The following is a 24,942-nucleotide window of genomic DNA, read 5'->3' as shown; positions in this document are numbered from 1 at the left end:
ATAATTGCCTCCCAACAACTATTCTAGGAATTATTTTTTAAATCATGAAGTAAGTTTGGGATCTCACCTAAATCCGTCACTGTATAATCAGCAATTCCCCCGCTCCACTGCGCATTTTCTTTCCATACACTCACCATGCCAACATGACTAGCTGCAGCAATATCATTTTGCGGATGATCACCGACGAATATACTTTGATTAGGAACTGTATCCATTCTTTGCAGTGCACGCAAAAAAATGGCAGGATCAGGTTTTCTTACACCTTCCCATTCTGATATCAATATAGCATCAAAATAGCCTCTTATACGTAATGCCTCTATATTTCCCATTTGGAACTTACCAAATCCGTTTGTAATTATTCCAAGTCTATACCCTGCTGCTGCCAGCTCTTCCAGCATTTCTTTTACATTAGGAAAAGGAACACAGCTGTAGGAAAACTCATCTAAATAGTCTTGCAGCAGTTCCTGTGAGGTAATGCCAGTCAGGCAAAATTCTTCAACAAGCTGCCTGTATACTTTATCTTTCCACACATACCCTTTCGCATCCAATACGATGAATCTATTAATATACGTATCTTTCGGTATATGTCCTGTCCACTTTTTCAATCTTTCATATTGCCAGTCAGCAAAGCGAAGGACTGATTCGTCTCTATTCAAAAAAGTTCCGTCTAAATCAAACAAAACAGCTTTTATCATGAAGCATTTAGCTCCTTCCTTTTCTTCCATTATAGACTACTGCTTTATCCTATTGTAAAACAATAAAAAACTGGCTGAATTAATTTCAACCAGTTTTTTTGTATTAACTATTACTTCCACACGTCTTTAGAAATTTCCACAACATGGCGCAGTTTGTCCCATTGCTGCTCTTCTGTAAGCAGGTTGCCTTCCTCTGTTGAAGCAAAGCCGCACTGCGGGCTTAAAGCTAATTGATTTAAGTCAACATATTGAGACGCTTCCTCAATTCGGCGCTTAATGACATCCTTGCTTTCTAGTTCGCCAAATTTAGATGTAATCAATCCTAATACAATGTTTAAGTCAGGTCTGTTCACATAGCGAAGCGGTTCAAATCCTCCAGAACGGTCATTGTCGTATTCAAGGAAGAATCCATCGATATTCAGATGGCCGAACAATTTTTCTGCAACCGGCTCATAGCCTCCAGAAGAAATCCATGTGGAACGGAAATTCCCGCGGCAAATATGCATAGTCACTTTAAAATCATCTGGACGGTCAGAAACTGCTGCATTTAATGTTTCTAAATATTTTCTGCTTAAATAGTCAGGATCCAATCCTTTTGCGCGAAGCTGTTCCTTCTGTTCTTCTGAGCATAGATAAGCCCATGATGTATCATCAAGCTGTATGTAACGGCAGCCGGCATCATAAAATGCTTGCAGTCCTTTTTTATAAGTTTGCGCAAGATCTGCAAAAAACTCATCCTGGTCCGGATAGACAGCACTGTCCACCTCACCGCGGAAATGCAGCATGCTTGGACTAGGGATTGTCATTTTTGCTGTATGATCACCTGCTGCTTGCTGCAAGAATTTAAAATCCTCCAAAAATGGATGTTTGTCAAACCCAAGCTTGCTAGTAACTTTAATAGAACGTGATTTTGTTTGTTTCTGTTTAAATTGAATGCCTGATCCTGCTTGATAGCCTGTCACGCCTTGAAGGTCCTCAAGGAAATCGAAATGCCACCATGCTCTGCGGAATTCACCGTCTGTTACAGCTTGCAAGCCAACTTCCTTTTGCTTTTCCACAATTCTTGCAATCTCTGTATCTTCTATTTCTCTTAATTGCTCAGCTGTAATTTCATCAGCAGCTCTTTGGAGACGAGCCTGCTTGATTGCCTCCGATCTAAGTAAGCTTCCTACTTGATCTGCACGAAATGGTGCTTTTTTCTGTGTTGATTTATCAATCGTTTGCATGTACTTTCCCTCTTTTCCCTTTGTCCTCATTATTGTCTGTATATTAGCATAATTAAAAGGGTATAGAGTAACTGATAAAAGTAATCGTCCGTTATAACTAAAAGCTATATCACTTATTCGCATAAAAATCTACGAATGTTTTAAGCTCCTCTAAATAAAGATTAGCAATCCGGCTAAGTCTCGTTTTTTTATGAACAATCCATCCGACAGAAATTGTTTCCTCCTCAGCAAGGGGAACCGATACAATATCAGATCCATTTAAATCAGAGCTTAATATACCAGTAGAAATCGTATATCCGTTTAAGCCAATCAGCAAGTTAAACAATGTCGCTCTGTCACTCACCTGTATCGATTTCTTTCTTGGAATCGTGCTGAATATTTCCTCCGCATAATAAAAGGAATTGAACTCTCCCTGTTCAAAGGACAGACGAGGAAATGCTTCTAAATCCCCGAGCGTTACAGATGACTTTTCCGCAAGAGGATTTTGGGCACTCACAAAAATATGGGGCCCTGCCTCAAAAAGAGAATGGAAATCAAGCCCTTCCTGTTCTAGCATTTGCAGCATGACCTTTTCATTAAAGGAGCTAACATACAGAATGCCAATTTCACTGCGGAAGTTTTTAACATCCTCAATAATTTCATATGTCCGCGTTTCTCTCAACGTAAATTGATATTCATCTGCACCATGTTTTTTAATCATTTCGACAAATGCATTGACAGCAAATGCATAATGTTGTGTGGAAACAGAGAACAGCTGCTGAGAAGGTGCGCTGTTAAAATATCTGCGCTCTAACAGCTCCGACTGCTCCACTACTTGACGGGCATAACCGAGAAACTCAGCCCCGTTTTTTGATAAGGTTATTCCTTTTGAGGTCCGCAGAAAAATCTCAAAACCGAGCTCCTTTTCCAGCTCCTTAACTGCCTTTGACAAACTCGGCTGTGACATGTATAAACGTCTTGCCGCTTCATTTATTGAACCGCACAGTACAATTTCCACCACATATTTCAATTGCTGGAGTGTCATGAAAAGTTCCTCCCTTTATGTCTTATCTAGAATTCTTTTTATACCATAACCAAGGCAAAAAGCATGCCAACGTCAGGCTCCATTTCCCGCGGTCCCCTTAAGTCCTTAAGCACACGATCCTCCCTTGACTAATTTCTTAGAAATTAATTTTATACATAATATCATATTTTTATTGCTAGTATAAGAGGATTAAGATACTATCATATAGGGATTGGAAGTATATTAGAAAATAATACCTATTTTTCCCAATAAATACGCTAATTCTAATGTACCATTCAAAGGAGAATCTTTATGAAGTCAATCATGAAAGCTGCTATAGCAGCAGGTCTGCTTTTTACCTTCACACTTAGTACGGTTAACGAGGCAGAAGCTGCCACAAAAGTAGTTACCTATAAAAACTGCACAGAGCTCAACAAAAAATACAAGGGCGGAGTGGCCCGTGCTGCCAATGTGAAAAATAAAGGCGGGAAAACAAAATACAAGCCATACGTTTCTAAAGCTCTTTATGATGCCAACAAAAAAAGCGACAGAGATAAAGATTTGATTGCTTGCGAACGTTAAATGATAAAAACCAGAACTCTTTTGAATTGTTCTGGTTTTTTCCTGTGATCGCTTAAAGAGACTGTAAAAATCACGTTTCTAATAACATAACCTTTTCATTCCTTAATTGGTAAAATCATCTTTCCGTTTATATTTTTGTATGAGGGGAAAAGGATGGACATAGATGTTTATTCGATTTTTCAAGGAGGGAATAAAAATGGCAAAAAGTATTGTAGCTGTTTACGAGACTCCAGAAGAGACCATTAACGCAATTGAAAGACTGACGAATAAAGGATATGTTGCAGAGGATTTTTCTGTCGTGACGAACAGAACAGATACTGATTATTTGGAAGCTAATACTGACGCAAGCATTGCATCTGGTGATACAAATGAATCCGCTGGTTTTTTTGAGAAATTGAAAAGCTATTTTACAATGGAAGACCTTGGTTTCGGCACAAATGAAAATACGAAAGCAGCAAACTTGGATATTCCGGCAGCAGAGCTTGATCAATTTTCCACTGAACTGGAACAAGGAAAATTCTTGCTGGCAGTTGAAAAAGAGGCAAAAGAGTTTAATGCTAATATCTCTACCGACTATCCAGAAATGCCCCCATTAAATGGGAAAGAACAGGGGATGAATATTTCCCTTGGACCTAATGAAGACTATGAACGTAGAAATCCCGTATTTCAAGATACACCAGATACACCGATTTTAGAAAGGCGCGGCGAAGGAACTACAAACAGGGATGCGGCGGATGAAGTTATTCTTGATAAACGTTCCTTCCCCCGCAATGAACACTTAACAAAAGAATAACGAAGGCGCCGGATTTGACAAAACAAATCCGGCGCTTTTTCAGATATTTTCTTGCTTTAATCCATCAATGATGTTTTCCTTTTTAACCTTACTAGTAGAGTACATCATGGCAGAAGCTACAATGACAAAAATAGCAACAATTGAATAGAGAATACTCAACCATGGCAAAGCAAAGCCGTACTCGAATGTCTGTCTGATAGACATATATAAAAGCACCATAACACCAATACTGATTGGCAGACCGTAAAGCAATGCTTTCATCCCATAAAACATGCTTTCATATTGCAGCATTTTGTTAAAGCCTTTCGGTGTCATTCCGACAGACCGAAGCATGGCAAATTCCCGTTTTCTTAAATTTATGCTTGTGCTGATAGTATTAAAGATATTCGCTACTGAAATAAGCGAGATGAGGATGATAAAACCGTACGTGAAAACAGATATAAACAACAGCAACTGTTCGTTCTTCTCCTTGTTTTGGAAAACATTATAAACATACATATCTGCTTGTATAATGTCCTCTAGTTCTTTCTGTGTTGCAAGTGGATCAGAGCTGTTCAAATAAAGTGATGTCTCGATAAAATCCTTCATCTGCTCGTTCTTTGAGAGATCGGTTAACGTCTTGTCTGAGACGATAATATCAATGCCGCCGACTCCTGTTGTATGAATACCACGGGGGAGCTTATTCGTCATACCAGCAATCTGTACCTCACTAACTTTTGATTCTTCCTCCCCATCGTTATAGTACAACTCCAGATTTTCTCCTTCTTTTGCATGAACCGTTTTCGTTTCTACAAACTTTCCAGTATCAGGGTTTTGATAAGTAATTTGATTTACTAGAATTCCCGTATAGGAATCTTCTGCTTGAAGCTTTTCTAAGGAAACACCAGCTTCCTTTGCATAACTTTGGAAGCTTTTATCATCAAGACTGACAAGATGGACGGCATAAGCTAACTTTCCGTCTGTAAGAAGACTCTTGTCCTCTTTTACCATTTCCTTCAGTTCAGCTGCAATTTTGGATTCATCAATCCTCGTGCTTAAAGCATACAGCTCTCTTGTAATTGTACTGTCTGTGACATACGCAAGCTTCGTTAAGGGCAGATAATCACTCGGTTCCTTTTGTAGCGAACTAAATACTTGAATGTCAAAATTAACATTTTCCTGTGACATCTGAACTGATTTTTTTATATTTGATGTAAAAAACGACACAGACAAAAACAGTACAATACTGATTATTAATGAAAAGACAGTGGCATGATATCTGCGTTTATGCCGCTTTAAATTCTTCAGGCCTATTTCTCCTTCTATTCCAAACAACCTTCTAATGAGCCTGGATGTTTTCACTGCTTTACCTGTTAGCTTCACATCCTGTGTTTGGCGAATCGCATCAATAGCAGAAATCTTAGAGGCCCTGCGAGCAGGCAAATAGACTGATATAAAAATAGTAAACGCAGACAGTGCTACAGCTGCTAATATAGAATAAGGTGTAACGACCAGCTTCAATTTCACTGTAACGTTTAAAGCCCCTTCAATGAACGAATTTAGGAATAGGAATGTTGCAGCTATACCAGCAATTCCCGCCAGAATCCCAATTGGGATACTGATTGCTCCTATCACTGCACCTTCAAAAAACACAGCATTTCTTTTTTGTTTTTTTGTTGCTCCCACACTTGAAAGCATCCCTAAGTGCCTTGCCCGCTCTGACACGCTGATTGCGAATGCATTATAGATTAATGCAACAGAACCAATAATAATAACAGCAATGATGACGGCAGCTGTACCAAAAAATGTTGTTCGTAAGCTGTCATTATCTGTTATACCATAGTAGCGCAGCAATTCTTCATTATAGGTGATTTTGTCTATATTTAACCTTTTCGCAAGTGCCTCTGCATCATCGAAAAGAGAGCTTGTTACTTTATTTAAAACGATAACTGCATTTGCTTTATCATTTTTGGCAAGTGAAGTAAAATCGATATAACTTATTGCAGTATAGCCTGGCTCCCATGTATACGCCCAGGTCGGGTCTTCCATGATGCCAACAACCGTAAAGGACTTTTCAGTAGTATTTATTACACCTTCCGTCCGCTTTCCCTGCTCATCCATAAGAATGCTAAACTGCTGTGTCAACTCCTTGGCGCCTTGCTCATTCCCGATTTCAGCTCTTTGGCCAATGTCTGCTGTAAGTTTGTCTCCAATTTTATAGGATAATTCCGCCTTATCTGTCATACTCTTTGAAAGGATAATTTCATTAGGATTTTCAGGAAGGCGCCCTTCACTAAGTTTTATATGAAAAGCTTTAAAACCGGCTTCATTAAATGCCTTATAAAAAATATATGGCTTGTATGCGTTTGCGGGGTTTTTTATTTCCGAGTATCCTAAATCCTTTGAAAGGAAAAGCTTGTTCGTAGTGTCATCCTTTTCTATTTCCGTTATTTGGGTCTGATTAACATCCTCATATTTCAAATGCCATTCCCCGTCCTGAGAAATGGACTGGCGGATAATCAAGTCGAGAAAGGAAACACCAAGTGTTGCGACCGCCATTATCATTGCCGTGGAAATAATGACACCAATAAGAGTAACAATCGTACGCCGCTTATTCTCCTTTAAATGTCTTATTGTAAGCTTTTGAATAATATTCACGGACGAATCACCTCATCCTTGGCGACCTTTCCATCTTCAATCGCAATGACTCTGTCTGCCTGCAAGGCAATCCTTTCATCGTGAGTAATGACAATCAAGGTTTGATTAAACGTTTTATTGAACATCTTCAATAATTCCATTATTTCCTTGCTGTTTGTGCTGTCCAGATTTCCTGTAGGCTCATCTGCCAGTACAATAGCTGGATTACTGATAAGAGCACGACCGATGGAAACACGCTGCTGCTGACCTCCTGATAACTGGTTTGGCAGGTGCTTGAGGCGGTCCTTAAGGCCAAGAACCCGGATGATATCCTCCAATTTATTGTCGTCCACTTGATGCTCATCCAGCAATAAGGGCAATGTAATGTTTTCTTCAACAGTCAAAATCGGAATCAGATTATAGAATTGATAGATAAGACCAATTTGCCTTCTTCTGAAAATCGCCAAGTTCGTTTCGTTTAATCCATATATATCGGTTCCATCAACTAATACTCTTCCGCTTGTTGGTCTGTCTACGCCGCCAAGGAGATGAAGCAATGTTGATTTACCTGAACCAGATGGGCCAATTATTACAACGAATTCTCCCTTTTTTACAGTAAAAGACACATCATCAAGTGCCTTCACCTCCGTATCTCCTTTTCCGTACACTTTAGACAGATTTTCTATTTTTAAGATTTCCATATTCAGTACCCCTTTCATATGTTGATTTATTGCTAGTTTATCTGCCTAAAATGACATAGCGGTGACTAGGAAAGTGACAATTTAGTCACTTAACGCTTTTTGTGGATTGCTTATAAAATTTAATAGTAAATGTTGTGCCCTTGCCTTCTTTACTTGATACCTCTATATCTCCGTTTTGCGCCGAAATGATACTGTATGACATGGCAAGACCAATCCCAACACTATCTTCGCCGGCATTAGCTCCTCTATAAAAACGCTTAAATATGTAGGGAAGATCCTTTTTTGGTATGCCCTTCCCATTATCATAAATGGATATTTCAGTAAACAGAGCATTCTCCATAAAGGAAATAGCAATTTCCCCGCCTTCTGCCGTATGTTCAACCCCGTTTTTCAAGATATTTAGAAGTGCTTCTGCCGTCCAATTTAAATCTCCCTGAAAGCTCACATCCTTTTTGCCTGAAAGCTTTAATGTCTGCTGCTTAATATCCATAGGAATCAGAACAGCTTCAGCAGCTTTCTCAAGCATTTGTACAACAGATACCTTTTCTTGCTTAAAGGAAATAGAACCGGCATCTATTTTGGACAGCTTTAATAAAGAGGATACGAGCCAGTCAATCCGCTCAAGCTGAATACGAATATTTCTTGTAAACTCATTTCGTTTTTCCTCGTCTAAGTTTTTACTGCTTAATAAATCTGCCATAACCATCATCGAGGTTAATGGTGTCTTTAATTGATGGGAAATATCCGAAATGGCATCTGTCAATGTTGACTTATCTTTTTTTAAGGAAGAGCCTTGCTGGGAGAGCATTAATGTGACTTTATATATCTCACTTTTTAAAATGCTCAGCTCTCCTTCATGATTATCTCTTATGTCAAACTGGTAGTCTCCATTCGTTATTCTACGCAAATAGCTACTTAGACGGGCGATTTCCCGGTAGCGCCAATAGGTAAACACAGCCTGGACACTTATGAAAAGCAGACTAACTGCAAATACATAAATCGCGGCAGCTCGAGAAATGAACAAATAGAAAAATAAAGTAGACATCAGAGCTATGGCAGAAAGGATCAGTAAATTAATAAGCAATTCTCGGTTGCGAAGCATTTAATCACCAACCTTGTATCCTAAGCCGCGAACTGTTTTAATAAGTTCCGGCTTTTGTGGATCATCCTCTAGCTTTTCTCTCAGTCTTTTAATATAGACCGTCAATGTGTTGTCATTGACAAAGTCCCCGGCTACATCCCAAATCCTTTCAAGCAGCTGAGATCTTGTCAGCACTTGGCCGGCATGATTAGCCAATATTAGGAGTAACCGGTATTCTAACGCAGTCACTAATACTTCTTCCCCACTTTTGTATACCTTGCCTTCCAATGTATTAATAGAAATAGGATTAATATCAATAACAGGCTTTGTTTGTGCATGCTTGTTATATCTGCGTAACACCGATTTAATTCTAGAAAGTAATTCACGAACGCGAAAAGGCTTTGTTATGTAATCATCTGCTCCCATATCCAGTCCCATAACTACATTCACTTCATCATCTAATGCTGTTAAAAAAATAACAGGCTTGTCACAGCGCTGTTTTACGAATTCACATAGTTCATAGCCGCTGCCATCTGGCAATGACAAATCAAAGATACATAAATCTATTTGGTCCAGACCATCTTGCATTGTTTGTTTGGCCGTTTCTGCAGTATGACAAACAATTGTTTCGTAATTGTCTTGATTTAAACTGTATTCAAGGCCAACTGCGATAGTTCTATCATCTTCCACTAATAAAATTTTCAATTTATACACATCCCTTGCCAAAATACGCCATAACCTCCTATTATCTTAGTTGATGCTGACAGTTTTAGTCAAAGAAGACTATTAGGAGGAAATATTCACATAACTGGTTGCATTGACACATCCAGTACCCTACAATACTTTATAGAGGCAGTTTTTTTTGAAAACGCTGCACATACTACTAATAATGAACTGTTATAGGAGGAAACCGAGTTGCCAAATACATATAAAGGATCTAAGTTAAAAGTATTCTCCTTAAACGCCAATCCAGAGCTAGCACAAGAAATTGTCGAAAATTTGGGAACAGAGCTTGGAAAATGTTCTGTTAAAAAATTCAGTGATGGAGAAATTCAAATCAATATAGAAGAAAGCGTGCGCGGCTGTGATGTATTTGTTATTCAACCGACAAGCGACCCTGTAAACCAAAGTATTATGGAGCTGCTTATTATGATTGACGCCCTTAAACGGGCTTCTGTCAAATGCATCAATGTTGTTATGCCATATTATGCGTATGCACGCCAAGACAGAAAAGCTCAGCCGAGGGAACCAATCACTGCGAAGCTGATTGCAAACCTCATCCAGAAATCGGGAGCTGACCGCGTCATTACAATGGACCTCCATGCACCGCAAACACAAGGCTTCTTTAATATTCCAGTTGACCAGCTTGTCGCAATGCCGATATTGGCGCAATACTTACTAACAAAAGAGTTTGCTAATGATGTCGTTGTTGTTGCACCAGATCATGGAAGCACGACTAGAGCACGGGAATTGGCAGACCGCCTGAAAGCTCCAATTGCTATCATTGATAAACGGGGCCCTAGGGATTTTGGAGAATCTCGTGAAGTTAATATCGTTGGAAACATTGAAGGAAAAACAGCGATTATTGTCGATGACATTATCGACACAGCATACAGAATCACAACCGCTACAAAAGCACTCCTTGATAATGGTGCAAAGGAAGTCTACGCATGCTGCACACATCCTGTGCTGTCAGAGCGGGCAATCGAAAACATTACAGAGTCACATCTGAAAGAATTGATTGTTACAAACAGCATTCCGCTGTCAGAAGAGAAAAAAATCAGCAAAATCACACAGCTGACAATCGCTCCGTTATTAAGCGACGCTATTTCTCGGGTTTACGAGCAAAAGCCTGTCAGCGTGCTTTTTAAATAAGTTCAAAAAAAGAGATGTTTGGGAGTATTCCCCCTACATCTCTTTTTTATTTCCCGGCATAGCCTTTTTGCAGTGCAATCAGCTCACTCGCTAAGCTCTTTATTCTAGCTGACACTTCGCTGCTAGCCAATTCATTATCCTGATTGAAATCATCATTATGAACAAACACATTCGTTGTCGGGATAAGTCCCTTTAAGTAGCTGAGAATGGGTTTTAGCTGATGTTCTGCCACTAAGAAATGCTTATCCGTACCGCCAGTCATAACAATACCTGTTACCTTTCCTTTAAACGCATCAACAGGCAAATGATCAAACAGATTCTTTAAAGCACCTGGTATAGATGCCTGATAAATAGGGCTGCCAATAACTAAAGCATCTGCAGACAATACAGTCTTCACTACTTTTATCGTGTCGTCATTGTAATAGCTAAGCGGAGTTCCCTTTACAAATTCAACCTCAAATTCCTTAAGGTCTATCAGCTCTGTTTCTATGCTTGGGTCAGCAGATTTTGCTGCTGCCAGCACTTCATAGACTGCTTTTGCTGTTTTGGTTCCGACAAGAGAACCGGAGATACCGACAAGCTTCATCTTGATTGCCTCCCTTTTATTTTTGAAAAAAGATGCCCTCACTAAAAAGGACATCTCACAATTCAAGCTTATTTTTTAAAGCTTGCGTATTTTTCTGCAACAGCATCCCAATTAATAATTTCAAAGAAGCTGGAAATATAATCAGGTCTTCTGTTTTGATAGTTCAAGTAGTAAGCATGCTCCCAAACATCCAAGCCTAGGATTGCATTGTTGCCTTCCATAATTGGGTTATCTTGGTTTGGAGTGCTAGTAACTGCAAGCTTTCCTTCTTCATTAACAACAAGCCATGCCCAGCCTGAACCAAAGCGAGTAGTCGCACTTTGAGCGAACGCTTTTTTGAACTCATCGAAGCTTCCAAACGCTTCTGTAAATGCTTCAGCCAATTCCCCTAAAGGCGCATTTCCTTCTTTTGCTGGTGCGATTACTTCCCAGAACAAAGTATGGTTAAGATGGCCGCCTCCGTTATTTCTTACAGCAGTTCTAATTTCCTCTGGCACTGAATCTAAATTACTTAACAATTCTTCTAGAGATTTTTCTTGTAAATCAGCTTTTCCTTCTAAAGCAGCATTTAAGTTATTCACATATGTTTGGTGATGCTTGCCGTGATGGATCTCCATTGTACTTTTGTCGATTTGAGGCTCTAATGCAGAAAAATCATAGTTTAATGCTGGCAGTTCATATTTTGACATTTTGTAATCCCCCTAAATATGTAGTATTTATACTTATTAGTATAAAAAGTATAGTTAAAGAATAACCTATCAACCACAAAATTGCAATTGATTTTTTCCACTTTTTTCACCTTATCTGCCCATTCTATGCTGTTAATCATAAAAATGTTAACATTTTATACTTTATGGTATAATTAATAAAATCGGCTGCTTTGCTTGTCGTTCACAAGGAAGGATTACTCCAACTGGTTAATGGAGGTTATATAGATGGACACAAAACAAAAAAATACGAAAGACAAAATACTTCATCTTCTAAAAAAAGAAGGCTCACTCACTGTTAGTGACTTAACTAAGCGCCTTGAAATTACCCATATGGCTGTTCGCAAGCATCTTACTATCATGGAAAAGGATGGTATGATTCAAACGAAGGAATTCAAGCAATCCATGGGAAGACCGATGCAGCTATACTCTCTAACAGAAAAGGCTGAAATGCATTTCCCGAAAAATTATGAAGGAATCAGCATTGGTTTTTTGCGGGATATCGAGGAGCTGTATGGCGATGGCTCCGTTCAGCGCTTATTTGAGAAAAGAGAGGCTCGGCTTATTCACGAATATGCTGTCAGAATGGACAGTAAGGAACCACTTCAAAAGATGAAGGAAATCACAAAAATCCAAAATGAAAAAGGCTATATGGCAGAGTTAAACCAGCTCGAGGAAAACACATATGAGCTGATTGAATATAATTGCCCTATTCTTGAGGTTGCGAAGGAATTTAAAATTGCCTGCAAATGTGAAACAGAAATGTTTAAAGATGTCCTCAAAACAGAAAATATCAGCAGGTCTTGCTGCAGAACAGATGGCGACAGCCACTGCAGATTTCTTGTTAAGTTTTAAAAAAGACAACCTCTGTGACATACAGAGGTTGTCTCCTTTTTTAGTAAATATAAAGGAGCATAGCACTAGCTATGCTCCTTTCGCTCATTTAGCCGGCGGTCCGAACTCCCCGTGATGGAAATCGCGGAAGGCCTGTTTTATCTCCTCCATCGTATTCATAACAAATGGACCGTATGGTACAATTTCTTCGTTTATTGGTGCTCCTGAATAAATAAGCACCTTTGATCTTCGTTGATTTGCTTTAACGGTAAGTTCACTCAGCTTGTCTGCTGTTCCATGTTCTGCATAAGTCAATGTAGCTGTACCATGCTTTTGTAAATTCACACGATTAATACCAAAATCCATATCACCTGACAACACATATAAAAAAGCATTATGGTTTTCTGGCATGTGATGAACATAGCTTGCTCCCTCTTCTAAAGTTATTTCTGACAATGTAATGGGAACAAGAGAATGTAGGGGACCTTGAACGCCTGCGATATCTCCTGAAAACACCTTTATTTTTCCGCCATTGAAATCAACAGTAGGCGCATCCTCACTATATACATTTTGATAAAATGTCTCACTGTGCTTTAGATTCTTCGGCAGATTCAGCCATAACTGCAATGTATGAGCAATATCATCGCCCACCCCTTCTTCTGCGTGTCTAGCCGCCCAGCCAGCATTCATATATTGCACATCCCCAGGTTCAAGAATATCTCGTCCTCCGCCATTATCAATATGCTCTAATCTTCCGTCTACAACATATGTGATGGTTTGGAAGCCGCGATGGGGATGGTCTGAGAATGTTCCCCTTTTAAACCAATCCTCTGCCATTAAAATAAATGGGTCAAAATCCTTCCATCTTTCTACAGGCAGCACCCACCCTTTCTGAATGGCTGGGAATTCTGCTTCCTCATATTGAACATACCAATGTTCCTTAACATCCCTTTGAAAAACCTCTTTTTGTTGATCTACTAACTCTTTTTCCATTTCTCCCACCCCTTTTTCACTATATGCCAGTACTTCTGATGTTAAGCATATAATGCTAACTCTGCTTCAATCTGGTTTTTAATTAATGCTACGCATTCTTCAGCAGTTTTCGCAAAAATTCTTTTACCGTTAACGATAGCGTAAGGTCTCTTTGCACACATGCCACAGAAAGAAAGACAGGTATTCTCAATCACTGCTACTTCTGGATATTCTGATTCGAGGATTTCCTCAAGCGGGACAGCAGTGATTAAGCTGCCATCACATATTTCCACAACTACAATCCCCATTGTTTGTTTCCCCCCTAATCACCTAATAAAATAAAAATCTATATAAATAAGATAAAATAAGTTCACTTTTTATACCAATTGGTATAATTAACGAACATAACCTTACTCCAATCCTACGTAAAAAGCAATCATTATGCTTATCAAGGAAAAAAAAGGAAGCTAATAATCATAGCTTCCTTTCGAACATTAAAATTCAACTTTTTCTAAATATAAGCCGGCTGCTTCTGCCATTAGGCCTGTTTGGACTCTTTCTTTTGATTCAATGATAGCAGGAATTTGGTCAGGCTTTATTGTATTTAAACCGACCTCAATTAATGTGCCGACGATTTTCCTTACCATATTGTATAAAAAGCCATCGCCTCTTACTCTTATATGGAGAAAGCCGTTTTCTTTTTCTATCGATATAGCGTATATTTCGCGGACCATTGATTTTTTTTTGCTTTTCGCATTCGAATAAGCAGTGAAATCATGACTTCCTAAAAAATGACTGGCCGCTTCTTTCATTTTCGAGATATCGAGCTTTTGGTCGACATGCATGCTGTATTTGCGCATGAAAGGGTTCGTATGCTCCTCGTTCCAAATTTTATATAAATATGTTTTATCCTTCGCATTATAGCGGGCATGAAAACGGTCAGGAACTGTTTCTAGATGAAGAACGCTTATATCGTTCGGCAAGTATTTGTTTAAATACGTCTTTATTTGTAACTCACTCATCGAAGTTTTTATTTTAAAATTCGCAATTTGCTCCATTGCATGGACGCCAGCATCTGTTCTGCTGCAGCCAATTATTTGCACCTCTTCACCAGCCATCTCAGTCAGAACGTTTTCGATTTTTCCTTGGATGGAGCTGTCTCCGTTGCCGAGGCGCTGCCATCCTCTGTACCTGCCGCCATCATATTGAATGATCATTTTATAATTGTTCATAGTATCTCCTTGCTTTTCATAATCTTTCTAAAGTGTAGCTTTTCTGAACAAGAAGCACAACTTTTTATGAAAAAAAAGCAATCCTATCCTTTAGGATTGCTGTTACTTTTTAAATTAGCGAGCCTGAACTCCTTAACTTCCTGATTGACTGACTTCAATAAACTTATTGCCATTAACGCTATTATAATCGAGAAAGGCAATGCTGCTATAATCATCGTATTTTGCAATGCTTGCAGGCCACCAGAATAAAGGAGCACAAGTGCCATTGCTGCTAATAAAACTCCCCAAATTACCTTTAGACGATTACTCGGGTTAAGAGAGCCATTAGTAGTCATCATTGCAAGAACAAAGGTTCCAGAATCAGCAGATGTGATGAAAAACACAGCAATTAATACAATCGCCAAGATAGAAAGAGTTCTGCTTAATGGATAATTCTCTAACACACCAAATAATGATTCTTCTGTTGCCAGCCCAGAAATTAATCCAGGTGTATCATGCTCCAACAGCATCGCAGTCCCTCCGAATACAGAGAACCAAAGGAAACCAATTACTGCTGGAATGAACAATACATATGCAACAAACTCTCTGATTGTTCTTCCTTTCGAGATTCTTGCGATAAAGACACCAACAAATGGCGACCATGCAATCCACCACGCCCAATAAAAAATCGTCCAACTGTTAATCCATGTTCTATTCTCTTGGTTCAAAGGAGCAATACGGAAGCTCATATTCACGAGATTTTGTAAATAAGATCCTAGAGTATCTGTAAATAGATTTAATGTAAACAAGGTTGGCCCAACGAGAAATAGCAGCAAAAACAAAATACCAGCTAAAATCATATTGGCATTGCTTAAGATTTTGATTCCTTTTCCAAGACCGCTCAATGCTGAATAAATAAACAAGGCCGTTACAATACATATAATAATGAATTGTGTCATTATACTTGAAGGTACACCATATACAAAGGAAAGTCCTCCATTGATTTGAACCGCTCCAAAACCAAGTGTTGTAGCAACTCCGAGTACGGTGGCAATAACAGCAATCGTATCAACAGCTTTACCTGCAATCCCGTCTGACCTTTTACCGATAATAGGCTTTATAGTGGCACTAATTAATGAAACATTCCCTTTGCGAAAAGTAAAGTATGCTAAACAAAGGGCAACAAGCCCGTAAATCGCCCATGCATGAATGCCCCAATGGAAAAAGGTATATCTCATTGCGTCCTTCATGCCTTGATCTGTCCCTATCTCTCCAGTTGGTGAACTTATCGCATAATGGCTTATCGGTTCTGCTGTCCCATAAAACACTAGTCCAATCCCCATGCCTGCACTAAACAGCATCGCAAGCCAAGATATTCTCGAAAACTCAGGCTTATCATCCTGTTTTCCAAGCTTGATGCGTCCTGCTGGACTAACTAATAAATAGAGGCAGACAACTAGGAAAAACGATACAACAATTAAATAATACCAGCCAAAACTAGTTGTAATAAAGCTTTGTACCGAGTTTGTTAAATTCTCAAGCAGAGATGGTGCTGCAATCCCAACGAGAACAAGCAGCAGCAATAATGCTGTCGAAATATAAAATACTATTGAAACTTTTTTCATAAAAATAAATTACTCCCAACTTTTCCCTTTATGCCTTTTGAAAAGAAAATCAACCTTAGCCTTATACCCTTTATCTAGTAAGTTAAACCTTTTGCTAAGTAAGCTTTTCTCGTATAGGTAGTGTTAGTATGTTCTTATTATCAGTATTTCATTTCCCTTACACTAAAAAAAGAAACCATCAACAAGAATGGTTTCTTTCATATTTTATTTAAATCCTAATACAGGATGAGGAATATATGGTTCTTCAAGCTGGGCAATTTCTTCCTGTGATAATGTTACTGCGAGCGCTGCAACTGCATCCTCTAAATGAGACATTTTTGTTGATCCAATAATTGGAGATGCGACTGTCTCTTTTTGCAATACCCAAGCAAGTGCGATTTGGGCACGTGATACTCCATGTATTTCTGCAATCTGTGCTACCCGTTCAACAACTATTTTGTCAGCAGCCGCTGTTTGAGCATAAAGTGACTTGCCAAACTCATCCGTTTCAGAACGGGCTGTTGTCTCTTCCCAGTTGCGAGTTAATTTGCCTCTTGCTAAAGGACTCCACGGTATGACGCCGATTTTTTCTTCTTTGCATAACGGAAGCATCTCCCGTTCTTCTTCCCTGTACAATAGATTAAGATGATTTTGCATGGTGATGAATTTTGTCCAGCCGTTTTTTTCGGCAACATGCTGTGCCTTTAAGAATTGCCAAGCATACATGGAGGATGCACCGATATAACGTGCCTTTCCTGCCTTAACAACATCATGAAGGGCTTCCATCGTTTCCTCAATAGGAGTGTCATAATCCCAACGGTGTATTTGATAAAGGTCCACATAATCTGTTCCTAGCCTTCTTAGACTATTGTCGATTTCACTCATAATTGCCTTGCGGGAGAGTCCTGCACCGTTAGGACCTTGGTGCATTCGGCCATGAACCTTCGTAGCAAGGACAACTTCATCACGGTTTGCAAAATCTTTTAATGCTCTTCCCACAATTTCTTCACTTGTTCCATCTGAATACACATTTGCTGTATCGAAGAAGTTAATGCCAAGCTCGAGGGCCTTCTGAATAATCGGACGGCTCCCCTCCTCATCTAATACCCAAGTGTGACTGCCTCTTTCTGGGACTCCAAAGCTCATACAGCCGAGACAAAGTCGAGATACATCCATGCCAGTATTGCCTAATTTAACATATTCCAAAGTATGTGCACCTTCTTTCTAAAGAATTATATATAAGTATATAACCGTTATGGGCATTTGGACAAAGATTATGGCTTTTTTATCCATTGATTATTTTTCCATTGACATATGGTTATTTCGTTTGACATTGTAAACGTTTTCATTTATACTGTTTTTAGGTTGGATGACATTCGTGGTCATCATCGGTACCTAGCGCAGGTGGAGCTGGTACTATTTTTATGCAATTTCTTGTAATCGATTTACACAAGATACTAGGCAAAAGACAACTAGGTCTTCTAGTTGTCTTTTTGCTTACCTTTAGTTATTATTAGCTATCGGTTTTCCGAATACAGGGAAACCGTTCTCATCCCAAGTAAACACTTGTGCTCTGGCATGACGATCTGGATTATCGAGCGGATCTCCATCCATTTCTGTATATGGACGGGCATGATAAATGAGGATATCTTCTTGACCGTCTTCACTTACAGTAAAGCTGTTATGGCCTGGACCAAATTGACCGTTTTCTGGCGCACTTTTGAAAACAGGTTCTTTCGATTTAGTCCACGAGTAGCCATCTAAAAGGTCTGCATCTGCATCTGCCCAAAGCATACCCATGCAATAGTTTCCATCTGTTGCACTTGCAGAATAAGTGATAAAAATTTTATTGTTGCGGATTATTACTGCTGGACCTTCATTCACTAGAAAACCGATTTTTTCCCAGCCAAATTCAGGGATTGTCAGCAAAAGCTGTTTGCCTTTTAATGTCCATGGGTTCTCCATTTCAGAAATATACAGATTAGAGTTTCCAGGGATAGCAGGCTCCTTCTGTGCCCAAACATAGTACAGTTTTTCATTATGTTCAAACACGGTAGCGTCAAGACAGAAGCTTTCCTGTTGTGTTTTCACTTGCCCTTTTTCCTCCCATTTACCTGTAAGAGGATTTTCATCACCACATTCAATTGCAAACATGCGATGCTGGAAAATATGGTTTTTCGGATGGCTGCTTGGTGCTGCCGCAAAATAAACATACCATTTGCCTTGCACGAAGTGAATCTCTGGTGCCCAGATTAACTGACTTTGCGGCCCTTCTTCATGTGCTCTCCAAACAGTCGCCTTCTCACTGTTTTCAAGATCATTCAAACTTTTTGCTCTTCTCACTTCAATTTCTTGATAACCAGGAACAGAGCCTGTGAAATAATAATAACCGTCTGTATGCTTATAAACCCAAGGATCTGCACGCTGTAAAACTATTGGATTATTATATTTAGATGTTGTCTCAATCATCGTCATTATCTCCCTTTAAATGTTCTCTTTGATTATTTCTCCTTTAATAGCTCCTTTTTTCACTAATTCACCTGATATGAACCTTTCAATGCAGATGATATAGATGCTAACGAAGCATAGTGGGAGAATAATGCTGAATTTATAAGCTGCTGCCAGCAGTACTAAGAAAAACAGCAGACTGAAAATACTTTGGAATGGCATAAGCAGCGGCAAAGCCAGCACCAATTTCGCTTTTTGCTTAAATGTCCCTTCCGTATGTATGGCAACAGGGAATGTATAAACGATGGCAGCCAAAACATAAATCATGATAAAGAGAAGCGGATAATAGAGCACTGCCAATCCAATAGCCATTTGTTTGACAAGCTGCATATCAATCCACAGCACATAAAGAATCGCTCCATAAATGAGGGCTAAGCCATTCATTTTCATAAAGCCTTTCTTATATGCAGTGAAAAAGCTTTTGGCAATTTGCAGATAGGACGGATAATCCGCTTTATATGCCTCATCTTTTTGCAGATGAAATAAGGCATATGTGGCAGGAAACACCCCAAAAAAGCCAAGTCCAAGCAACACGCCAGCAACCCAAAGCAGATTCAAGTAAATGATATTTACCGCTTTATCCAGATAAATCATGATTTTATTTGACCACGCCATATACTAAACCCTCTTTCCAAAAATTGTGTTTCCGTTTGGAGTTAATCCGGAGAACCCAATTCCTTCTTTATCTTCTTTCCAGTTTTTGCATGTAAAAACAATGAATATAGTACCACTTTTTTTATGAAGATATTGCTGTTCTCCCAATGGCTCGAACTCTGCCAGGTTGCTTTCGTTTATGTTAAAAAACTCGCTTTCCTTAATCGTAGTTGTATCATCAAAAGCGATAATCTCCCATTTTCCAAGCAAATCTTTATCTGACAACAAATGCGCATCCATTTTTTCATAATGCTCAGGAGAAACAACAGGCCAGCCATTGTTCAGCCAAAATATCTCCCGAATGAAAGCAAAGTGATACGGAGAACGTTCTTCAATCCGTACATGGTGAACCATGTAATTCTTCTTGCCCTCTGTAAAAATAGAGTTATGGCCAGGACCAATCCAGCTGATATCCTCCTTGAATTGATAGCTGCCAACAAGCTTTACACCAATAGAGTCCGGCCGGGTTTCTGTTTCTAACATACTGTTCCCATTTATATCTAAATAAGGTCCTGTTATTTCCCTTGACCTTGCCACCCTCACATTATAGCTGTCATTCAAACTATCATAGGAAGTAAACAAGTAATAATAATCCAATTCTTCATGATAATAGATGAAGGCACCTTCAATTGCTGTATCAACAGATTTAGGACGCTTTGCGAGCAGCGTGCCATAATCTTGTTCATTTTTTAGACGTCCTGTCTCCATATTAAGCTCGGTCATATAAATGCCGCCAAAGAAAGAGCCATAACACATCCAGTACCTTCCATCCTTATCTACAACAATATTAGCGTCAATCGCATTATGTTTGGCTAAGTCTGGATTTGTTTTAATAACAATTCCTTGATCGCTCCATGGCCCCAAAAGATGCTCAGCAGTTGCAAGACCAATGCATGACACTGTGCTGCCAAATGTTGAAGCAGAATAATACATATAATATTTGTCTTTATAACGAATAACCTCCGGCGCCCACAGGCCGCGGGCATTCGACCAAGCATTCGCCTCTGTCGGAATTCCTGCCAATGCAGTACCTGCAAACTCCCAGTGGACAAGATCATTAGATTTCCTTATCGGCACCCCTTGTGTAGGCTTTTCCTCAAAAAAGGTGTCTGTTGCAAACATATAGTAAATGCCATCTTCCTTTACGATTGTAGGGTCATGTGCCCCAAGTGTACCCCATTGATAGGATTGAATAGTCTCCAACCATCTTTTTGTATTCTCCTTCAACTAATAAGCCTCCTTAACCTTTATCCTTTTACACCAGATAAAGCAACTGACTCGATAATTTGCTTTTGGAATATCAGGAATACAATCAGCACAGGCAGCAAGGAAACAACGGAGCCAGCCATGATTAACGGATAATCTGTCTGTATCGCATAGGTTGCTTTTAAATTCGCGATAACAACCTGTAATGTCTGCTTCTCTGGGCTGTTCAAATAAATTAATGGCGCCAAATAGTCATTCCAAACACCCATAAACCAAAGAATAAACTGTGCTGCGACCGCAGGGCGAATGACCGGGAATATCAGCTTAAAGAATATTTGCAAGTATCCGGCTCCATCCACCTTCGCGGCTTCAATAAGCGAGTATGGCACATTGGCCAAATATTGCCGCAGGAAGAAAATCATCGTGATATTACCGAACAATCCTGGCACGATAAGCGGAAGGAGTGTATCAACCCAACCGATTTTTGAGAACATAACGAACTGTGGAATCATGATAATTGGATATGGAATCATGATAGATGCCAACAAAATTAGAAATATCCAATCCTTAAATGGCATTCTCAGCTTTGCAAAGGCAAACGCAGCCATACTTGATGTAATGGTTCCAACTATTGTTACAGACAATGAAACAATAATGGTATTTTTTATCCCATATCCTAAAGTGTCCAGCTGAAACAGCTTCGTGTAGGCATCAAACTGGAACGGATCTGGTATCCATTGCGGCGGTAAGGCAAATACACCTGTTTTATCCTTTAACGAAGTAGAAATCATCCAAAGCAGAGGACCAATCATCAAGATTGAACCAAGCGACAGGATTACATAAACGATTATGTCTGTAATTCTCTTTTGCTTTTTCATTCACTAACACACCTCCTAGTCCAAGCTATAATCTGATTTTCTATTTAAGTAGAATTGAATGACTGTCACGATGAAAATGAAGATAAACAAGATCAATGACATGGCAGAACCGTAACCCATTTGATAATACTTAAAGGCTTTTTGCCATACATACCAAACGATGGATGCAGCACTGTATTCAGGGCCGCCAGTCGGTGTCATAATATTGATTTCCGTGAAGATTTGGAAACCGCCGATAATGTTTGTGATAACTAAGAAGAATGTAACTGGCTTAACCATCGGCCAGGTTATGTTCAAGAACTTCTGGAATGAGTTAGCTCCATCCAAGTCTGCTGCTTCATAAAATGACTTAGAAACACTTTGAATAGCAGCCAAATACAACAGCATAGAATATCCTAGACCTTTCCATACTGCCATTAAAATAATGGCCGGCTTAACTGTTGACTTATTCTCAAGCCAGTTCGGCCCTTGAATTCCGAAAATCTCCAACACTTGGTTAACTAAACCGAAATCCCCATTATATGCCCATGCCCACATGATGGAAATGGCTGCAAGGGAAGATATAACTGGTATGTAGTAAACCGTTCTGAAAAATGTAGTGCCACGCAAGCCCCTGTTTAACGCAATAGCCAACAGCAATGCCAAACCAAGGCCAATTGGAATACCAATCATATAAAAGACCGTATTATAGAGCGTTTGGTAAAAGTACGGATCTTGGAACAGTTTAACAAAGTTATCTAAGCCGACGAAATTCATGCGGTTTAACCCATTCCAATCGGTAAAAGAAGCGTATATGGAGTAGGCAAACGGATATACAGAGAATAATAGGAAACCTATAACAGGAGCGAGTACGAATAAAAAGGCAACTCGATGTTCCTGCTTATATAGTGCGCTGGATTTTTGCTTTTTTGGTTTTGTCGGCTTTACATCTTTAGTACCGACAACCGGATTAATGCCAGACATGCTTTTCACCCCTTTTAGCAATAGGCATCTGCGACTTGCCACAGATGCCTATTAATCTATTATTTTGACATTTTCGCTTGTTCGTTTGCTTCATCTAGAAGCTTTTGCATTTTCGGCTGAATTTCTTTCAAGTATTCTTCTGCCGTCTTTTTGCCTTGAACAACTGGTGTAATATTTGTCCAGAACTCATCTAACCATTGGGAATTGTATGTCGCAAATGTTGGATAAGGCACACCATAATCTTGGACAATATCAAGGAACTCTTGTTTGTTGTTTGGAACTGACTCTGTATCAGCAGCCCATTCTTCCGCCATATCGACAAGGTTTGGAATTTGAACTTGTGCATCAAGCAATGTTTGCTGTGCTTCTTCATCAGCTGATAAGTAAATAGCTAACTCTGTAGCCAATTCCGGATATTGAGTCATCTCAGAAACTACAAGTCCTAATGAACCAACATAAGCAACAGACTTGCCAGCATCACCTGACGGCCATGGCATTAAGTCATATTCAAAGTCAAGCTTAGCGTATGTGCTCATATCCCAAGGACCTACTGGGAAGAAAGCTAGCTCGCCATTCATCCATCTTTGGTAAGTATCCAATGTTTCTGCTTGAGATGAATTTGGCGTTGTATTATATTTGTTTGACAAATCTGAGAAGAATTGCAGAGATTTTGCAAATTCAGGAGTATCCACTGTTACTTTATCTCCTGCTTCATTTAGGAAAGAAGCGCCATTGCTGTATGCAAATGACTGTAATGACCATGTTGCGTTAAATCCGCTCGCCCATTGATCTACTTCTCCGTCACCATCTGTATCTTGTGTCAATTCCTGGCTGACTTTCAGGAATTCATCCCATGTATACGCTTTATCTTTGTCTGGAATTGGAATGCCTGCTTTTTCGAACATATCTTTGTTATATCCTAAAGCAAAAGGTCCAACATCCTTCGGTAATCCGTAAAGTGCTCCTTTACCTGCTGTATCTCCATCATAGCGGTAAATGTCTACTCCAAACTGCCATAAGCTGTTCAAATCGAAATCTGCTTTTTCTACATCCTCGGTAATGTCTCTGATAATTCCATTATCTACATAGTTTGCAATGCTTCCTGAATCAAGATAGAACACATCAGGCACATTGCCGCCAGATACAGCTGCAGATAGTTTAGTAGAGTATTGGTCAGCATCTGTATTGATGATTTTTACTTTAACACCTTCATGCTGCTCTTCAAATTTTTTGATGGCTGCAGTATAAGCCGCTTTTTCATCTTCGCCGCCTCTAAACATAAAAGTAATTTCTTTTTCATCACTATTTCCGCTGCTTTTGCTTGAACATGCACCTAGAAACATACTTGCAACCAACAAAATAGCCAGCATTAAATTCAGTTTCTTCATAATCAGTACTCCCCCAATTATTTTTTGTACTGCCATGTATATACTCTTAGTAAAAATTTAAATCCAGAAGATCCAGTGGATTATCCTGACACTTTCGTCAACCCACTCCCTCTTAACCATTTGGTGCAACAGATAAGAAAACAGCAGGAAAAATATATATTGTATTCTCCCTATAACCAAAACAAGTTTTATGCCGCATTTTATCGATTTGTTCATATAGCAATAAACGTGCAACTTTTCAAACAGTACCGATAAGGCACAGTAAATGTTTTGTGCTGTTTTAAGGAGAATGCTTGAGAATCATCATTCTTAGCACATCACTATATTGCCTTTCTCTTTCTGCTTATGTATTTGATATTAACTATATAAAAACGTAATCGATAAATTAATTGCTCTATTAAACTTTGATCAGAGCCTCCTTTTTATAAGAAAATACCTTACATGTTATTTATACAATAAGCTGAAAACGCTGTCAATAACTATTATATAAATTTAACAATATATTTTTATATCTTAATTAACAAAAACATTAACTAATATTTTATACTCCGTAAACTAAGGTTTAATTATTTATACTTTTGTTAATTTTGTGGTTTTCGAAACAACTTAATTAATTAAATCATTAAAATCAAGAGTTATTTTAGCTGTTTACTCTATTTTTTCATAACGAAAAGGATAAGTACCATTGATTCCCTTTCTGTTGTTGCTTTTTGTCTTAATAGCACGAATTTTAGCAAAAAAAAGAGCGTCTAGCTTAGAATAGACTGTTGAATTCCGCTGCATGGTTTCACCTTCACACAGCTAGTGCCAAAATACTCCGCCCTATCTCGTGTGAGCCCTCGGACTTATCTACAAATCC

Annotated in this window: 24 protein-coding genes; 4 read left to right on the top strand and 20 right to left on the bottom strand. The window is 39.0% G+C overall.

Annotated features, from left to right (window positions below; translation table 11 throughout):
* Window positions 1-23 precede the first annotated feature (23 nt).
* The 3 genes from ACLIJJ_RS07215 to ACLIJJ_RS07205 all read right to left on the bottom strand — a co-directional run bounded on the left by ACLIJJ_RS07215 (window position 24) and on the right by ACLIJJ_RS07205 (window position 2,945).
* Window positions 24-695: an HAD family hydrolase gene (locus tag ACLIJJ_RS07215; RefSeq protein WP_411410712.1), complete on the bottom strand. Its 672-nt coding sequence runs from the start codon at window positions 693-695 to the stop codon at window positions 24-26.
* A 110-nt stretch (window positions 696-805) separates the two neighbouring features.
* Window positions 806-1,921 (bottom strand): 5-methyltetrahydropteroyltriglutamate--homocysteine S-methyltransferase, encoded by a 1,116-nt coding sequence (locus ACLIJJ_RS07210; protein ID WP_233317095.1) that lies wholly within the window; start codon window positions 1,919-1,921, stop codon window positions 806-808.
* 109 nt (window positions 1,922-2,030) lie between these two features.
* A complete protein-coding gene (locus ACLIJJ_RS07205) occupies window positions 2,031-2,945 on the bottom strand; it encodes a LysR family transcriptional regulator (RefSeq protein WP_341075577.1) in 915 nt (304 codons plus the stop codon).
* Window positions 2,946-3,248: 303 nt separating this feature from the next.
* Here ACLIJJ_RS07205 and ACLIJJ_RS07200 point away from each other — a divergent pair, with 303 nt between their 5' ends.
* Together ACLIJJ_RS07200 and ACLIJJ_RS07195 are read left to right on the top strand one after the other, a co-directional pair.
* Window positions 3,249-3,506 carry an excalibur calcium-binding domain-containing protein gene (locus tag ACLIJJ_RS07200; RefSeq protein ID WP_233317184.1) on the top strand — a complete coding sequence of 86 codons (258 nt, stop codon included), beginning with the start codon at window positions 3,249-3,251 and terminating at the stop codon, window positions 3,504-3,506.
* 196 nt (window positions 3,507-3,702) lie between these two features.
* A complete protein-coding gene (locus ACLIJJ_RS07195; RefSeq protein ID WP_233317097.1) occupies window positions 3,703-4,299 on the top strand; it encodes a YflT domain-containing protein in 597 nt (198 codons plus the stop codon).
* Between the two features lie 39 nt (window positions 4,300-4,338).
* Here the strand turns inward: ACLIJJ_RS07195 and ACLIJJ_RS07190 are convergent, their stop codons facing one another.
* The 4 genes from ACLIJJ_RS07190 to ACLIJJ_RS07175 all read right to left on the bottom strand — a co-directional run bounded on the left by ACLIJJ_RS07190 (window position 4,339) and on the right by ACLIJJ_RS07175 (window position 9,402).
* A complete protein-coding gene (locus tag ACLIJJ_RS07190; protein ID WP_411410711.1) occupies window positions 4,339-6,936 on the bottom strand; it encodes an ABC transporter permease in 2,598 nt (865 codons plus the stop codon).
* Complete coding sequence (locus tag ACLIJJ_RS07185) at window positions 6,933-7,616, bottom strand: ABC transporter ATP-binding protein (RefSeq protein ID WP_233317099.1); 684 nt, start codon at window positions 7,614-7,616, stop codon at window positions 6,933-6,935. Before ACLIJJ_RS07185 ends, ACLIJJ_RS07190 begins: the two co-directional genes overlap by 4 nt.
* Before the next feature lie 85 nt (window positions 7,617-7,701).
* On the bottom strand, window positions 7,702-8,718 hold the full coding sequence (locus tag ACLIJJ_RS07180) for a sensor histidine kinase (protein WP_411410710.1): 1,017 nt from the start codon (window positions 8,716-8,718) through the stop codon (window positions 7,702-7,704).
* Window positions 8,719-9,402 (bottom strand): response regulator transcription factor, encoded by a 684-nt coding sequence (locus tag ACLIJJ_RS07175; protein ID WP_233317101.1) that lies wholly within the window; start codon window positions 9,400-9,402, stop codon window positions 8,719-8,721.
* A 210-nt stretch (window positions 9,403-9,612) separates the two neighbouring features.
* Between ACLIJJ_RS07175 and ACLIJJ_RS07170 the strand changes: the two genes are divergently transcribed.
* On the top strand, window positions 9,613-10,572 hold the full coding sequence (locus tag ACLIJJ_RS07170; RefSeq protein WP_233317102.1) for a ribose-phosphate diphosphokinase: 960 nt from the start codon (window positions 9,613-9,615) through the stop codon (window positions 10,570-10,572).
* Window positions 10,573-10,618: 46 nt separating this feature from the next.
* Here ACLIJJ_RS07170 and ACLIJJ_RS07165 read toward each other — a convergent pair whose 3' ends face one another.
* Entirely contained in the window at window positions 10,619-11,158 is a 540-nt protein-coding gene (locus ACLIJJ_RS07165) for an NADPH-dependent FMN reductase (protein WP_251644663.1), read from the bottom strand.
* A 68-nt stretch (window positions 11,159-11,226) separates the two neighbouring features.
* The gene (locus tag ACLIJJ_RS07160) at window positions 11,227-11,847 is read right to left on the bottom strand and encodes a superoxide dismutase (RefSeq protein ID WP_411410709.1); all 621 of its coding nucleotides are present in this window, start codon (window positions 11,845-11,847) and stop codon (window positions 11,227-11,229) included.
* Window positions 11,848-12,093: 246 nt separating this feature from the next.
* Between ACLIJJ_RS07160 and ACLIJJ_RS07155 the strand changes: the two genes are divergently transcribed.
* Window positions 12,094-12,720 carry a helix-turn-helix transcriptional regulator gene (locus ACLIJJ_RS07155; protein ID WP_233317105.1) on the top strand — a complete coding sequence of 209 codons (627 nt, stop codon included), beginning with the start codon at window positions 12,094-12,096 and terminating at the stop codon, window positions 12,718-12,720.
* Between the two features lie 84 nt (window positions 12,721-12,804).
* Here ACLIJJ_RS07155 and ACLIJJ_RS07150 read toward each other — a convergent pair whose 3' ends face one another.
* The 11 genes from ACLIJJ_RS07150 to ACLIJJ_RS07100 form a co-directional block, all read right to left on the bottom strand.
* On the bottom strand, window positions 12,805-13,692 hold the full coding sequence (locus ACLIJJ_RS07150; protein ID WP_233317106.1) for a pirin family protein: 888 nt from the start codon (window positions 13,690-13,692) through the stop codon (window positions 12,805-12,807).
* Window positions 13,693-13,733: 41 nt separating this feature from the next.
* The gene (locus ACLIJJ_RS07145) at window positions 13,734-13,979 is read right to left on the bottom strand and encodes a YuzB family protein (protein WP_233317107.1); all 246 of its coding nucleotides are present in this window, start codon (window positions 13,977-13,979) and stop codon (window positions 13,734-13,736) included.
* Between the two features lie 186 nt (window positions 13,980-14,165).
* Window positions 14,166-14,903, bottom strand: a complete 738-nt coding sequence (gene truA, locus ACLIJJ_RS07140; protein ID WP_411410708.1) for a tRNA pseudouridine(38-40) synthase TruA — start codon at window positions 14,901-14,903, stop codon at window positions 14,166-14,168.
* Window positions 14,904-14,986: 83 nt separating this feature from the next.
* Entirely contained in the window at window positions 14,987-16,507 is a 1,521-nt protein-coding gene (locus tag ACLIJJ_RS07135; protein WP_411410707.1) for a glycine betaine uptake BCCT transporter, read from the bottom strand.
* 204 nt (window positions 16,508-16,711) lie between these two features.
* Window positions 16,712-17,692: an aldo/keto reductase gene (locus ACLIJJ_RS07130; RefSeq protein ID WP_233317110.1), complete on the bottom strand. Its 981-nt coding sequence runs from the start codon at window positions 17,690-17,692 to the stop codon at window positions 16,712-16,714.
* A gap of 297 nt (window positions 17,693-17,989) precedes the next feature.
* Window positions 17,990-18,961: a glycoside hydrolase family 43 protein gene (locus ACLIJJ_RS07125; RefSeq protein ID WP_396953773.1), complete on the bottom strand. Its 972-nt coding sequence runs from the start codon at window positions 18,959-18,961 to the stop codon at window positions 17,990-17,992.
* A gap of 9 nt (window positions 18,962-18,970) precedes the next feature.
* On the bottom strand, window positions 18,971-19,609 hold the full coding sequence (locus tag ACLIJJ_RS07120; RefSeq protein ID WP_233317112.1) for a YesL family protein: 639 nt from the start codon (window positions 19,607-19,609) through the stop codon (window positions 18,971-18,973).
* Window positions 19,610-19,612: 3 nt separating this feature from the next.
* The gene (locus tag ACLIJJ_RS07115; protein WP_411228417.1) at window positions 19,613-20,875 is read right to left on the bottom strand and encodes an arabinan endo-1,5-alpha-L-arabinosidase; all 1,263 of its coding nucleotides are present in this window, start codon (window positions 20,873-20,875) and stop codon (window positions 19,613-19,615) included.
* 20 nt (window positions 20,876-20,895) lie between these two features.
* Window positions 20,896-21,732: a carbohydrate ABC transporter permease gene (locus tag ACLIJJ_RS07110; RefSeq protein ID WP_127735451.1), complete on the bottom strand. Its 837-nt coding sequence runs from the start codon at window positions 21,730-21,732 to the stop codon at window positions 20,896-20,898.
* 15 nt (window positions 21,733-21,747) lie between these two features.
* Window positions 21,748-22,695 (bottom strand): carbohydrate ABC transporter permease, encoded by a 948-nt coding sequence (locus tag ACLIJJ_RS07105; RefSeq protein WP_233317114.1) that lies wholly within the window; start codon window positions 22,693-22,695, stop codon window positions 21,748-21,750.
* Window positions 22,696-22,754: 59 nt separating this feature from the next.
* Complete coding sequence (locus ACLIJJ_RS07100) at window positions 22,755-24,083, bottom strand: ABC transporter substrate-binding protein (RefSeq protein WP_233317115.1); 1,329 nt, start codon at window positions 24,081-24,083, stop codon at window positions 22,755-22,757.
* Between the last annotated feature and the right edge of the window lie 859 nt (window positions 24,084-24,942).

Origin of the sequence: Niallia laureatilytica (assembly GCF_046613985.1) — a bacterium.
Taxonomy (GTDB): domain Bacteria; phylum Bacillota; class Bacilli; order Bacillales; family Cytobacillaceae; genus Niallia.
This window is presented reverse-complemented; position numbering and strand designations above follow the sequence as displayed.

Bases quoted from the DNA above. Each gene is read 5' to 3' on its own strand.
- ACLIJJ_RS07215 (WP_411410712.1), bottom strand. From the start codon at position 695: ATGATAAAAGCTGTTTTGTTTGATTTAGACGGAACTTTTTTGAATAGA.
- ACLIJJ_RS07210 (WP_233317095.1), bottom strand. From the start codon at position 1,921: ATGCAAACGATTGATAAATCAACACAGAAAAAAGCACCATTTCGTGCA.
- ACLIJJ_RS07205 (WP_341075577.1), bottom strand. From the start codon at position 2,945: ATGACACTCCAGCAATTGAAATATGTGGTGGAAATTGTACTGTGCGGT.
- ACLIJJ_RS07200 (WP_233317184.1), top strand. From the start codon at position 3,249: ATGAAAGCTGCTATAGCAGCAGGTCTGCTTTTTACCTTCACACTTAGT.
- ACLIJJ_RS07195 (WP_233317097.1), top strand. From the start codon at position 3,703: ATGGCAAAAAGTATTGTAGCTGTTTACGAGACTCCAGAAGAGACCATT.
- ACLIJJ_RS07185 (WP_233317099.1), bottom strand. From the start codon at position 7,616: ATGGAAATCTTAAAAATAGAAAATCTGTCTAAAGTGTACGGAAAAGGA.
- ACLIJJ_RS07180 (WP_411410710.1), bottom strand. From the start codon at position 8,718: ATGCTTCGCAACCGAGAATTGCTTATTAATTTACTGATCCTTTCTGCC.
- ACLIJJ_RS07165 (WP_251644663.1), bottom strand. From the start codon at position 11,158: ATGAAGCTTGTCGGTATCTCCGGTTCTCTTGTCGGAACCAAAACAGCA.
- ACLIJJ_RS07160 (WP_411410709.1), bottom strand. From the start codon at position 11,847: ATGTCAAAATATGAACTGCCAGCATTAAACTATGATTTTTCTGCATTA.
- ACLIJJ_RS07155 (WP_233317105.1), top strand. From the start codon at position 12,094: ATGGACACAAAACAAAAAAATACGAAAGACAAAATACTTCATCTTCTA.
- ACLIJJ_RS07150 (WP_233317106.1), bottom strand. From the start codon at position 13,692: ATGGAAAAAGAGTTAGTAGATCAACAAAAAGAGGTTTTTCAAAGGGAT.
- ACLIJJ_RS07145 (WP_233317107.1), bottom strand. From the start codon at position 13,979: ATGGGGATTGTAGTTGTGGAAATATGTGATGGCAGCTTAATCACTGCT.
- truA (WP_411410708.1), bottom strand. From the start codon at position 14,903: ATGAACAATTATAAAATGATCATTCAATATGATGGCGGCAGGTACAGA.
- ACLIJJ_RS07135 (WP_411410707.1), bottom strand. From the start codon at position 16,507: ATGAAAAAAGTTTCAATAGTATTTTATATTTCGACAGCATTATTGCTG.
- ACLIJJ_RS07125 (WP_396953773.1), bottom strand. From the start codon at position 18,961: ATGACGATGATTGAGACAACATCTAAATATAATAATCCAATAGTTTTA.
- ACLIJJ_RS07120 (WP_233317112.1), bottom strand. From the start codon at position 19,609: ATGGCGTGGTCAAATAAAATCATGATTTATCTGGATAAAGCGGTAAAT.
- ACLIJJ_RS07110 (WP_127735451.1), bottom strand. From the start codon at position 21,732: ATGAAAAAGCAAAAGAGAATTACAGACATAATCGTTTATGTAATCCTG.
- ACLIJJ_RS07105 (WP_233317114.1), bottom strand. From the start codon at position 22,695: ATGTCTGGCATTAATCCGGTTGTCGGTACTAAAGATGTAAAGCCGACA.
- ACLIJJ_RS07100 (WP_233317115.1), bottom strand. From the start codon at position 24,083: ATGAAGAAACTGAATTTAATGCTGGCTATTTTGTTGGTTGCAAGTATG.